At 46.9% G+C, this 13,006-nt stretch carries 10 protein-coding genes; all 10 read right to left on the bottom strand.

Annotated features, from left to right (window positions below):
- Position 1: 1 nt before the first annotated feature.
- On the bottom strand, positions 2 to 1,201 hold the full coding sequence (locus ACSQ8O_RS16675) for an ABC transporter permease (RefSeq protein ID WP_436242607.1): 1,200 nt from the start codon (positions 1,199 to 1,201) through the stop codon (positions 2 to 4).
- Positions 1,198 to 1,920 carry an ABC transporter ATP-binding protein gene (locus tag ACSQ8O_RS16670; protein WP_436242606.1) on the bottom strand — a complete coding sequence of 241 codons (723 nt, stop codon included), beginning with the start codon at positions 1,918 to 1,920 and terminating at the stop codon, positions 1,198 to 1,200. Before ACSQ8O_RS16670 ends, ACSQ8O_RS16675 begins: the two co-directional genes overlap by 4 nt.
- Positions 1,921 to 1,956: 36 nt before the next feature.
- The gene (locus ACSQ8O_RS16665) at positions 1,957 to 3,687 is read right to left on the bottom strand and encodes an alkaline phosphatase (RefSeq protein WP_436242605.1); all 1,731 of its coding nucleotides are present in this window, start codon (positions 3,685 to 3,687) and stop codon (positions 1,957 to 1,959) included.
- 887 nt (positions 3,688 to 4,574) lie between these two features.
- Positions 4,575 to 5,708, bottom strand: coding sequence for a molecular chaperone DnaJ (gene dnaJ / locus ACSQ8O_RS16660; RefSeq protein WP_420851923.1), 1,134 nt, complete (start codon positions 5,706 to 5,708; stop codon positions 4,575 to 4,577).
- A 125-nt stretch (positions 5,709 to 5,833) separates the two neighbouring features.
- Complete coding sequence (gene dnaK / locus ACSQ8O_RS16655; RefSeq protein ID WP_236291007.1) at positions 5,834 to 7,672, bottom strand: molecular chaperone DnaK; 1,839 nt, start codon at positions 7,670 to 7,672, stop codon at positions 5,834 to 5,836.
- A gap of 215 nt (positions 7,673 to 7,887) precedes the next feature.
- Positions 7,888 to 8,451, bottom strand: a complete 564-nt coding sequence (grpE, locus tag ACSQ8O_RS16650) for a nucleotide exchange factor GrpE (RefSeq protein ID WP_436242604.1) — start codon at positions 8,449 to 8,451, stop codon at positions 7,888 to 7,890.
- A 57-nt stretch (positions 8,452 to 8,508) separates the two neighbouring features.
- On the bottom strand, positions 8,509 to 10,050 hold the full coding sequence (locus tag ACSQ8O_RS16645; protein WP_436242603.1) for a TCP-1/cpn60 chaperonin family protein: 1,542 nt from the start codon (positions 10,048 to 10,050) through the stop codon (positions 8,509 to 8,511).
- The gene (gene hrcA / locus ACSQ8O_RS16640; protein ID WP_056609791.1) at positions 10,047 to 11,075 is read right to left on the bottom strand and encodes a heat-inducible transcriptional repressor HrcA; all 1,029 of its coding nucleotides are present in this window, start codon (positions 11,073 to 11,075) and stop codon (positions 10,047 to 10,049) included. Before hrcA ends, ACSQ8O_RS16645 begins: the two co-directional genes overlap by 4 nt.
- A gap of 110 nt (positions 11,076 to 11,185) precedes the next feature.
- On the bottom strand, positions 11,186 to 11,659 hold the full coding sequence (locus tag ACSQ8O_RS16635) for an N-acetyltransferase (protein WP_235549958.1): 474 nt from the start codon (positions 11,657 to 11,659) through the stop codon (positions 11,186 to 11,188).
- A 141-nt stretch (positions 11,660 to 11,800) separates the two neighbouring features.
- Positions 11,801 to 12,952 (bottom strand): radical SAM family heme chaperone HemW, encoded by a 1,152-nt coding sequence (gene hemW / locus ACSQ8O_RS16630; protein WP_436242602.1) that lies wholly within the window; start codon positions 12,950 to 12,952, stop codon positions 11,801 to 11,803.
- Positions 12,953 to 13,006: the final 54 nt, after the last annotated feature.

Genomic DNA, 13,006 nt, shown 5'->3' with positions numbered 1-13,006 from the left:
CTCAAGAACGGAATAATTGCAATGGATCTACACGATATGCTTGAATTGCTGGACCTATGGACGCGACAATCGCGATCAACAAGGTAACGATAACTAGTAAGGATTCACCTGGCACGAAAGCTCCCGCCTGTATTTGTAATCCTGTATTCGCAAAGACTGCATCACGGCTCACATATCCTCCGATATGTCCAGCAGCAAGCCCAAGCGTTAGGCCAATTAACGTTAAAATAACACCTTCACCAATAAGCGAAAGCCAGATGAAATATTTTGATTTCCCGATGAGTCGTAACAGTGCGACGTCTCTCTTGCGTTCATGAACCGCAGCAGTCAGCGACAATAGAATGGATCCCGCCGCAAGCAGAATACATATCATCGTCACGAACTTCACTGCCTGTGTCCCTTGATCAACAACATTTACAACATCTGCAATCGCCTTGCTTGTATAAACAGCCTGCACATTGTTGTATTGTGCGAAACCCGTTTTGATTGACTGGGCTCCTAGCAGTGATTTCGGTTTAACGACAATCGCAGTAATCTCTTTAGCCGAGTTTGGCTGACTTTCGTGAACAGCCCACGCATAGTCCAATGTAGTGAAAACAGCTCGATCATCCGATGTATGGAATGGTGGCAATATCCCCACTACCGTATAGGTGAATGCATGATGATGCTCTTCTTCCTCTCCATCTTCCTCCAAACCTTGTATCAGCCCATGTGCACCAGCGAAAGTGTCTCCTACATGAAGACCCAAAGAGCTTGCCACATAGGAACCAACAATAGTTTCACCTAGCTTACTGTAGAGCTTACCTTGTGCCATTTGTTTCTCAGCACCATAACGAGTTAAGAAATAACCGGGTTCCATGCCGACAATCGGAAAACCATTATAATTATCCCCCGTGGTCATGGCATAGGCTGAGTCGACGAATTCATTTTTGCGAACATCTTCTAAAACCGTAATCGGAACATTGCCCGTCGGCGCACCAATATGGTAGTAGGTATTAAGTGCAAGCTGAGAAGCGCTGCCTTTCGCGCCAATCGTGATTTCGAAGGGGCCATAGCCTTTTTCAGCACCTTGCTCCACACCTTGGCTGCATAACAGTAGAAATACAACAAGTGCTGCTGTAATTGCCACAGAGCTTATGGTCAAGAGTGACAAGGTTTTACGATGCCAGATGTGACTCCAAAGTAAGGAAATTACTTTCATACGGAAACACTCCTAAGTAGTTCGTTCAGCTCTTGCATATACACACGTTTGGGGAACATGTCTGCAATATGCCGATCATGTGTGACTGTCAGTAAAGTCAATTCCTCATCTCTGCAAATATCAAGCAGCAACGTCATCATTTCACTTGCTGTGTCCCAGTCCAAACTACCCGTAGGTTCATCCGCTAATAGCAAGGGAGGCTTGGTGATTAACGCCCGAACGATAGCGGCTCTTTGCTGTTGACCCCGAGATAATTGAGAAGGTAGATGATGCCCACGATCCTGCAAGCCCACACGCTCCAACCAATCGTCGAGCTTTTTCTTTCTCTCCTGCTTCGTCCCAGTGCGCGGCATGATGAGTTCAATATTTTGCCTAACAGTTAACGAAGCGATCAGATGAAAATCCTGAAAAATATAACCGATATTCTCCGCGCGGAAGCGATCTCGTTTACTTTCGGTGAGGAGATGAACGGGGCGTCCAGCCACCCAAACCTCTCCCTGATCAGCTGTTATGACCCCGCTAAGCAGATGTAAAAGCGTGCTTTTTCCACAGCCACTTGCTCCCATCAGTGCAATTCTTTCACCTTTTTGAATATGCCACTGGGTCACCTGTAAAATAGATAATCTTTGACCATGCAGTTCGAAAGATTTCGATATTCCTTGTAGACTAATCATCTGTAGGCCCTCGCTTCCATTCGACTCCAAAAGAAAAGAGGACACAGGGAAGGAGCTCCCCATGTCCGTCTGCTCCACTGTTTAATTTTTCACAATACGCTCGTTAAAGGAATCCCATGTGTACGTTTTTCCAGTCAGTTGATTAAAAGCTTCTAGTGGCAAATACAACTTGCCGTTATCCACATTACCAACCCATGCGCTTGCAGTACCATTTACTGTGATCGCACCAGATGAGACTAGAACGGAAACCTTTTGACTATCCTTTGTAAAAGTAACTGTACCCGTCGCTTCATCCCATGCTACTTGAATTCCGAGGGATTCTGCTAATGATCTTGCCGTAAACAAAGTTTTGGAGTCACGTGTTACTTTGAACATCGGGTACAGATATTTATCTTGAAGCTCTTTCGTTGCAGCTGCTAAATCAGCGCCAATCACTTTCGCACCGCTTTTAGCAATATCCGTGTTATCAATATCACCTTTGACAAGATCAGCTATCGGACCATAAGCCCAAACACCAACGTCAACCCCTGTATGACCATGTCCTGTCCAGCCTACAGCAAGACGCTTCGACACGACTGCATTATAACCGCCACCACGACCGTAGGATGAGCCATCACCGTTCAGAATCAATTGTACTTCCTCATCAGAAAGATCCGTGAAGCCAATGTTGTCTGCTACGATTTTGCGGATATCATCTGCGGTTTGAGCTTTTTTCAAGATGCCATCGATATACTCATACGAGTGCTTCTGTTTGTTAAACAAATCCACATTCAATTCATACACATTGTCTCTTGCAAGAGACAAACCGCCTGTTTCATGATCTGCTGATACGACAACAGATGTATTCCCATCTTTCTTAGCAAAATCCACTAACGTTTTAAATGTCGCATCCAACTCTAGCATTTCTTGAATGTTCGCAGGAAGATCGTTCGCATGACCCGAGTGGTCAATACGACCTTGCTCAACTAACAAGACGAAGCCATTTTTATTTTGGGATAAAATATCGAGTGCTTTTTGCGATAATTGTGGTAACGACGGCACCGTATCCGTACGGTCAAGTACATAAGGAATTTCGGCATCCGCGAAAAGTCCAAGCGCCTTGCCCGCGGTTACAGGGATAGCATCTAAGCCTTTTTTATCAAAAGCCGTTTGGTAGCCCTTTGCTTGAAAATCAGGAATGATATTTTTGTCAGTACGCTTACCTTTGTCCTCTTTCGTCGTGAAGTTAACTTTCCCTCCGCCGAAGATAACATCAACACCACTGTTCAAATATTGCGAAGCAATCGCATTCTGGTTACTGCGTTGGCGAACATGTGACGCCCATACAGCAGGAGTTGCCCCGGTAATATTGTCAGTTGATACTAAACCAGTTGCTTTGCCTTGCTTCATCGCTGCTTCAATAACAGAAGCATACGGCTTAGCTACATCCCCATTGGATACACTGATCGCATTGTTGTATGTTTTATTGCCTGTTGAAAAAGCGGTAGCCGCTGCAGCTGAATCCGTAATCGCACCTGACTCTGTTGTGTAAGGACTTGCTTGTGAATATGTAGTCGCTTTCCCCACATAATAGCCGCCATCCAATTCCAGACGGTCTTTACCCAGGAATTTCTTCGCGTAGTAACGAGCAGCTGTCACTTCAGCTGGCCCCATCCCATCGCCGATGAGTACGATCAAATTTTTAGAAGGAACTGATGACGGAGCTGTTGATGGTGTTGCTGAATCTGCAGCGGATACTGTGCCTGCTAAACTTAGAGTTAATAAAGAAACTGCCATTCCTGAACCCATTAATTGCTTTAACCCTTTTTTCAAATGTCTTCCCTCCAAAAATAGTATTTCACCTTCCTAGCATAAGGCTCGTAGATTCGGAGAACGTCAAAATCATATGAAAGTATTGTAAATTTGATAGGATTTGTTAAGAGATGATCAATGGTGCGAGAAGGAGAGCTTTCGTTAGGTGACGTCTGGGGCTACTAGCGTTTCACACTTCATGATTCAAAACAAATAACGTCTTCTATGTCCGTTAGGAGGCTGGAGGCTGGGTGCTGGGTGCTAGGTGCTGTATGATGGATGATGGATGATGGTTGATGGGCGCCGGTACGAGGTAACTGGTGGGGGCTGGTTATGTTTTCACGTTGCTCAATAGTCGATTGCATCCCCTAACGGACAGAGTGTACGCTAATTCACTTAAAAACCACCTTTTCTATGACTAACGGACACTATTGCAGCTATTTCGGTGAAATTTCCACAAATAAGCTGATTTACACCCCAATAGTGACTTCTGTGTCCGTTAGCGCTTCAATTCCCCTGATTTTAAGCAAATAGCGTCTGCCATTTCCGTTAGGTGGTGGGGGTGCTGGGTGCTGGGTGCTGGGTGCTGGGTGCTGGGTGCTGGGTGCTGGGTGCTGGGTGCTGGGTGCTGGGTGCTGGGTGCTGGGTGCTGGGTGCTGGTGCTGGTGCTGGGTATCTTCTGAAGGGTTTCTAGTCAAGAGGGGTTCGGAGTTCGGGTTCGGAGTTCGGGTTCGGAGTTCGGGTTCGGAGTTCGGGTTCGGGTTCGGGTTCGGGAGAAATCGCGAAGAAGTTTGCATTGGATATAAATTCACTGAAATGATAGAAATTCACTTCAAAGCAAAAAGCACCTCAAATGCGTGAATGCACAGATTAATCTGTTATCCACACACTTGAGGTGCCATAGTCATCTAGTCGCCTAAGAAGGCTCTTTTCATACGTTCAAAAATAGACTGGCTTTGCTCATGCGTATGCTCGCCACTTTGCTTGCCGAACTGACGCAGTAAATCCTTCTGATCTTCTGACAAGTTCGTCGGTGTCATCACGATAACTTTCACGTGTTGATCCCCTTGACCGAATCCACGAAGATGCGGAACGCCTTTGCCTTTCAGACGGAAGTACGTATCGGTTTGCGTACCTGCTGGAATCTTGAGCTTCACTTTCTCAGTTAGCGTAGGGATTTCGATTTCATCACCAAGCGCCGCCTGCATGAAAGTCAATGGCACTTCACAGTACACATCATTACCTTCACGTTGGAAGAACTCATGGTTTTTCACACGAATCACAACATAAAGATCACCTGACGGGCCTCCACGTGTTCCGCCTTCACCTTCACCAGAAACGCGAAGTTGAGCACCATCATCTACCCCAGCTGGAATCTTGATGTGAATGGTGCGAGTCTTTTTCACTTTACCAGCGCCATGACATGTTCCGCATTTTTCTTTGATGATTTTACCGGAACCATTACATGAGGTACACACGCGGCGATTCACAATACGGCCAAATGCTGTATTCTGAACCACTTCTTGTTGTCCGCTACCATGACAGCCGCCACATGTTTCTGGCTTTGTTCCAGCTTTGGCACCGGAACCATGACATGTATCACAATTTTCAGTACGCGGAATGTTGATATCCATTTCTTTGCCGAAAATGGCTTCTTTGAATTCCACTGTCATCGTGTATTGCAAATCATTACCGCGTTGTGGGGCATTCGGATTACGACGATTACCACCGCCACCGCCGCCAAAGAACATATCAAAAATATCCCCGAAGCCGCCGCTGAAGTCTTGACCGCCGCCAAATCCTTGATTCGGATCTACGTGACCGAACTGATCATACTGCGCTTTCTTCTGATCATCACTCAGAACGTCATAGGCGTCTTTCGCTTCTTTGAACTTATCTTCTGCATCTGCCGCTTTATTCACGTCAGGGTGATATTGACGTGCCATTTTACGGTAAGCCTTCTTGATCTCTTCCTGTGAAGCATTCTTCCCGAGACCTAACACCTCGTAATAATCACGTTTACTCACTTGTTCCACTCCCATGTTCAAGACTACAAACGGAAAGTCAAAGCCGTGGAGAAACTCCAGTGGGCTTTGACTCTAACGTTCCATGCGTAACAAACAGTGTTTAAAAAACTTCTTTAAACTTCTATTTAGTTAGAATATGTTTATTTTTTAGGTTCGTCAACCACTTCGTAGTCCGCGTCTACAACATTTTCTCTGCCTTTAGGTGCTTCGCCTGCGCCAGCATCAGGACCTGGGCCTTGATCTTGGGAAGCTTGCTCATATAATTTAACAGAAAGTTGTTGAATGACTTCAGTCAATTCTTCTGTTGCTTTTTTGATCGTTTCAAGATCGTTGCCAGCAAGAGCAGCTGTAACTTTCTCTTTCGCTGCATTCGCTTTGTCGATCTCGCCTTGATCTACTTTGTCGCCAAGATCTTTGATCGTTTTGTCAACGGAATACACCAATTGATCAGCTTCGTTACGAGCTTCTACAAGCTCTTTACGTGCGCGATCTTCTTCAGCATGCGCTTCCGCATCCTTCACCATTTGTTCAACTTCTGCATCGCTCAAGCCGCTGGAAGAAGTGATCGTGATTTTTTGGCTTTTGCCTGTTCCTTTATCCAAAGCAGACACGTTAACGATACCGTTCGCATCGATATCGAAGCTTACTTCGATTTGTGGAACGCCGCGTGGAGCTGGAGGAATGTCACCTAGCATGAAGCGGCCAAGTGTTTTGTTACCGCTAGCCATGGAGCGCTCACCTTGAAGTACGTGAATCTCTACGCTAGTTTGGTTATCTGCATAAGTGGAGTACACTTGTGATTTCGTAGTAGGAATCGTTGTGTTGCGGTCGATCATTTTCGTGAATACGCCGCCTGCTGTTTCGATACCAAGGGAAAGTGGTGTTACGTCAAGAAGAACAACGTCTTTCACCTCACCAGTCAAGACACCAGCTTGAACAGCTGCGCCAAGGGCAACAACTTCATCCGGGTTAACACCTTTGTGTGGCTCTTTACCGATTAATTTCTTGATCGCTTCTACAACCGCAGGAATACGAGTGGATCCACCGACAAGAACAACTTTATCGATTTGGCTTGTTGACAAACCGGAATCTTGAAGCGCTTGACGAGTTGGTCCTAATGTTCTTTCAACTAGACCAGCGGAAAGCTCTTCGAACTTCGCACGCGTCAAGTTTAACTCCAAATGCTGAGGTACGCCGTCTGCTACCGTGATGAACGGAAGGGAAACCGTCGTAGTCAAAACACCGGAAAGTTCTTTTTTCGCTTTTTCAGCTGCATCTTTCAAACGTTGTACAGCTGCTTTATCTTTGGAAAGGTCAATGCCTTGCTCTTTTTTGAATTCAGCAACGAGGTAATCGATGATCACTTGGTCAAAGTCATCGCCGCCCAATTTGTTGTCGCCGCTTGTTGCTTTAACTTCGAAGAAACCATCGCCTAGCTCAAGGATGGATACGTCGAATGTACCGCCACCAAGGTCATAAACGAGAATTGTTTGATCTTCTGTTTTCTCCAAACCGTATGCAAGTGCTGCTGCAGTTGGCTCATTGACGATACGAAGAACTTCAAGACCAGCAATTTTACCAGCATCTTTAGTTGCTTGACGTTGGCTATCGTTGAAGTAAGCAGGAACCGTGATTACCGCTTGCGTAACCGTTTGACCAAGGTAAGCTTCTGCATCCGCTTTTAGCTTTTGCAGGATGATTGCAGAGATCTCTTGTGGCGTGTAGTCTTTGCCATCAATGTGCTCTTTGTGGTTCGTACCAATGTGACGCTTGATGGAGCTGATTGTTTTGTCTGGGTTTGTGATCGCTTGACGCTTAGCAGTTTCACCAACTACACGCTCGCCATCTTTCTTGAAACCTACAACGGATGGCGTTGTGCGGTTACCTTCTGGATTTGGAATAACAACAGCTTCTCCGCCTTCCATTACGGCAACGCAAGAATTTGTAGTACCTAAGTCAATACCAATTACTTTACTCATGTAAAGATGCCTCCTTATGTCCCATAGGAACGTCATTAGTTTTTTAGGATGAAATAAGATCCTTTAGTCTGGTTTTCAGCACCGAGAAGATTGAAAGAAGCTAGGAAATGAGGAGCGGAGCGTAGTGTAAACTACGTGAACACCGGAATTTCCGGCTGAATTCAATATTCGATGTCGAATAAGCTTCTTGGACTACTTCGTGATCAAAATTAGACTTATACGCTAACTTTAACCATTGCTGGTCGGATGACCTTATCTTTCAAGATATAGCCTTTTTGCAATTCTTCAACGACGATACCTTCTTCATGCTCCTCGGATTCCACTTGCATCACGGCTTGATGGAACTCAGGGTTGAACGGTTGACCAACAGCTTCGATAGGCTTAAGCCCTTCAGCAGTTAATAGTTGATCAATACCGCGGTATGTCATATCCAAGCCCTTCACCAATGCGTCGAAATCCTTCGTCTCTTTGCTTGAAGACAGCGCGCGATCAAAGTTATCCACAATCGGTAATAGCTGCTCAATCAATTTTAGCGAAGCGTATTTCGCGAAATCTTCCTTCTCCGCTCTTGCACGGCGACGGAAGTTGTCGAAGTCCGCTTGAACGCGTAATAAACGCTGATAGTTTTCTTCGGCTTGCACACGCGCCTGTTCCAATTCGCTAGATACTGTAGCTTCCTCGGAAACTTCTACACCAGCTTCTTCAGTCATTGCTTCGTTATCGGCTGCGTATGTAGTGTCAATGTCTTGTTCGACTGTTTTGTTATCTCCAGTACTCAATTGTCCTTCACCTCCTAAACATAATACACGATGGATTTGGGTTTAGTTTGCCCATCTTTAGTTCTCTTCAAAAGGCTGCTTCATCTTAATCACTGTATGGATACGCAGTACCGCGGCAGCTACTTCCCCAGCCGCTTGCAGAGCGTGAATTTTCACATCTGTCGGATCCATGATCCCCGCTTCCACAAAATCCGTGATCAACCCCGTATCACAATCGATCCCTAGGCTGTCCGTATCCTGCGCAAGCTGGGCCGCTTTCAGCTCTTCAACCTTCTCGAGCGGATTGTAGCCTGCATTCACGACGATTTGAGACAATGGCTTGCGCAGTGCTCCCGCGACAGCGGCCACACCAAAGCCCTCCATGCCCTTCATCGTCTCGCGCACACGCTCCAGATCATGCGCGACGGCCATCTCCGCAGCGCCGCCGCCAGGCAAGTACCCGCCGCGTACTGCGGCTTGGACGGCTGACGCAGCGTCCTTCGCGATACGCGAGCGCTCATGCGCCGCTTCGCGCGTCGCGGCGCCAACGATCACGGTCACGTGCTGTTCGCCGTGACCGCGCGCCACGCGCACGCGCTCCAGCCGCTCGTCATACGCGGCATAGCCCGCGTGACCGAGCGCAGCGCTCAGCTCCGGCGCGCTCTTGCGCAGCGCCGTGCGCCGCACCGGCCTAGCGCCGGTGTGCTCGCTCAGCAGCTGCAAGTCCCGGCGGGACAGCCGCTGCAGCACGAGGATGCCATGGTCGGAGCAGAACTGCTCCGCCTCAGGGTCAACCCCGCGGTCTGATGCAATCAGCCCGACGCCAAGCTCCAGCAGCGAGCCGAGGCTGCTGCGGAAGAGCTCCCGGAGCTGCATGTAGCGCTGGAAGCCTGCCTCGGTGACCAGCGATTCCTCGCTGACCGCCTCAGGCTCCAGGGCATCATGCAGCACGAGGATGCGTGCATCTCGCCGCTCATGCTCGAGATGTAGGTTCATCGGCTTCTGGTTCAGCAGAATGCCGGTCCAAACCTCGCTGCTCGCTTCTTCATGTGCGAGCACGCTGTCCGCGAAGCGATAGCCTTCTTCGCGCAGTTTCGCCTCACCAACCGCTTCCGCTGCTTGAATGATAAGCTTAGCGATGTCCGTTTGCTCGCGACCTGCCGTGTAAGCAATCCGCTGCAGCGCGCGATCTCCAAGGCCAACAATCTGACGACTACGGCCCTGCAAGCTCGCTACGGCCAATTCAATGCCCTGTAGCATGCCAGTGACAACCTTGGCAACAGGAACGCCGCGAGTAACTTGTGCGACGCCTTCTTGCACCATGGCTCCGGCAAGCACTGTGGCTGTCGTTGTGCCATCGCCAATTTGGCGTTGTTGACTGCGAGCGACTTGAATCATTAGCCTAGCAGCAGGATGAGTTACATCCATCTTTTCCAATATGGTTACACCATCGTTAGTAATGATGACATCACCTTGGCCGCCAACTAACATGGTATCTAGTCCTTTAGGACCTAAGGTTCCTTCGACAGCAGAACAAATCGCTCTGACTGCCGCAGCATTATTCACTAACGTAGAGTACCGTTCTTCACTTTCACCGTGCATGGGTTTGACTCCTGTCATTTGCCATACCAACGTCCTAGGACCAATTCCATATGCTTCGATAGATGTTCCATTAAACCAATGACTCTACCGTATTCCATGCGAGTAGGTCCCAAAATACCAATCGTTCCAAGCGGCGTACCGCCAATGGAATAGGAAGCTGTAATTAAACTGCAATTCGATATGGCTTCAATACTATTCTCAGCACCAATTTTAATCTCAATGCCTTCATTTGACGGAGTAAATAGCTTGATTAGGGTTGGTGCTTCTTCCAGCAAATCAAAAATGCTCTTTACTTTCTCCACATCCTTGAACTCAGGCTGTGTAAGCATATTCGTCATCCCGCTAAGGAATACACGGTCCTTCTCATCACTTTGAAGCACGCTTTCCACCAAACCAAGAAGCTCTTGATAGCCGGTGACATATTTGCTTAACTCGTTAGAAATTTCATTGTAGAGCTTCGATTTAAACTGAACCAATGGCACATTCTTAAGCCTAGTGTTCAGAATATTAACGACCTTCTCGATTTCCGACATCGGAATCCCTTCGGGTATCGTTACAGTCTTATTTTCAACATGACCCGTATTCATCACTAGGATCGCAACAGCCGTTGTATCCGAGATCGGAATGATTTGGATATGCTTCAATGTCGTGCTAAATACTTCAGGACCGAGCACAATAGACGTGTAATTCGTAAGACTGGAGAGCATGCCAGCAACGTGCTGAATAACACCTTCCATCTCTTGAATACGTTCTGCGAAAGCCCCCTTCATGGAGTCCAAATCATGACTTTGCAAGGAGCCGTGCTTCAACAAATGATCGACATAATAGCGATAACCTTTGTGTGAAGGAATACGACCTGCGGACGTATGAGGCTGCTCAAGATAGCCCATTTCTTCGAGATCAGACATTTCATTACGTATGGTCGCTGGACTAAAACCAACATTCCCACGCTTCGAAATACTTCGCGAACCAATTGGCTCCGCTGAACGAACGTAATCATCAATGATTGCACTTAAAATCATGCGTTGGCGCTCTGTCAACATGAGTACCCCTCCTCCTCACTTCTCACTATTTGCCACCTTCGTTAGCACTCGTATTTAGTGAGTGCTAAATCCTAATACAAAAATAACAGACCCTAAGGTCTGTTGTCAAGTCAATCCAAACGTTTAAGTACGGCGATTTCGTCGCAACAATACTGTTTTTTGCAATGCATGCAGTCTCTCCAAACCTTCTCAGGAAAAATCTCCTTCGGAACGAGTGTAAAGCCGTTTTTCAGAAAGAAAGCCACTTCATAAGTAAGTGCCATAACTTTAATAATTCCTTGACTTCTTGCCTCTTCAACTAAGAAATCAACCAGCTTGCCACCGATCCCTTGACCCTTGTAGCCAGATGTCATCCCAAGTGAGCGAATCTCAACAAGATCTGGTCCTAGTCTCGTCAATGAACCGCAGCCTATTAATAAGCCATCAAATTCAGCGACAACAAACGTATCAATTTGATCTTGGAGCATTTCCCTGCTCCGCGGCAGCATGATGCCTTGCTTGGCATACCCCTGTATAATTTCAAAAAGTTTATCGATGTCATCCACTGAAGCTTTTCTTACGGACACCGTAGTTGATGTATTCACGCTTCCCCACCCACCATTCACACAAAAATGCATAAAAGCCACGCTAGCGCCCTGCGGCTTTCCGCTGTTTCGCTTGTGGATTCATGTATAAATATACAACAATACGTATAAATGCACAAGCGTTTTTTGCGCTACTTCAGTTTAGCTTAAGAACGAGGCAAAGACTTCATTTCCTAACAAAATGCCATGTTTGGACAGACGATATCCTTCTGGCGTTTGCTCAATCAGCTTTTTGTTTATCCAGCTTTGCAGGGTAGCTCCAAAATGGGATTCGATCGTCTCTCCGAATTGATCCATGAAGTCGTTGCTTCGCACACCCTCTAGCAGCCGCAAGCCAACCATCATAAAGTCTTCCATCGCTTCTTGTGGAGTAACATCGAATTGCTCCATGATCGGTAATCCAAGCTTCGTTGCATCAATGTACGGTTGGATGCCCTTCACATTCACATGACGCTTACCATTCATATACCCGTGTGCACCTGCGCCTAATCCGTAATAAGAACGGTTGCGCCAATACATCGTATTATGTCTGCTTTCGCGACCCAGTTTGGCAAAGTTACTGATTTCATATTGCTTGTAACCCGCTCCCTCCAGCCTTTTCATAATCAACTCGTACATATCGACTTCCTCATCTTCACTCGGGAGCGGCAGTTGATTTTTGTTGAACAAGGTGTGGAATAACGTATTTTCTTCTACTTTCAAGCTGTATATTGAATAATGCTGCAAATCAAGCGATAGCGCCTCATCTAATGTAGCCTGCATGATTTCCACCGTTTGCTTCGGAAGACCGAACATCAGGTCGATCGATAAATTATCGAAGCCTAGCTTTTTCGCATTGGCAATGCTTCTATGCACATCATCTGTATTATGAATACGGCCGATAGCCGCAAGAATTTCATTGTTAAAAGATTGCACACCGAAGCTGATGCGATTTACACCGCCAGCTTTCATGACTGCAAGTTTATCTTCGTCCGTTGTTCCCGGGTTGGCCTCCATCGAAAATTCGACTTCTGTACTGTCCGCTGGGAAATAAGTGCGTACAATACGTAAGAAACGTTCCATTTGATCTGGAAGCAACACAGTTGGCGTTCCACCGCCGACAAAGATCGTCTCCACCTTCTGAGGAGGATGGTTCCTTACCGTGAGCTCCATTTCACGCTCAAGCGCATCTAGATATTCCATCACAGGTTGGCCTTTGAGCACGTACGAGTTAAAGTCGCAGTAATGACATTTATTTGTGCAAAAAGGGATATGAATGTACACCGCCGTAGGCGTTGTATAAGTAACTAACATAAGGGTATTCCTTTCCACGGTCACAATTGACAAAAAGCCAAGGGACAGCGTACG

It is taken from the genome of Paenibacillus sp. LjRoot56, assembly GCF_964253335.1.
Lineage (GTDB): Bacteria > Bacillota > Bacilli > Paenibacillales > NBRC-103111 > Paenibacillus_E > Paenibacillus_E allorhizoplanae.
This window is presented reverse-complemented; position numbering and strand designations above follow the sequence as displayed.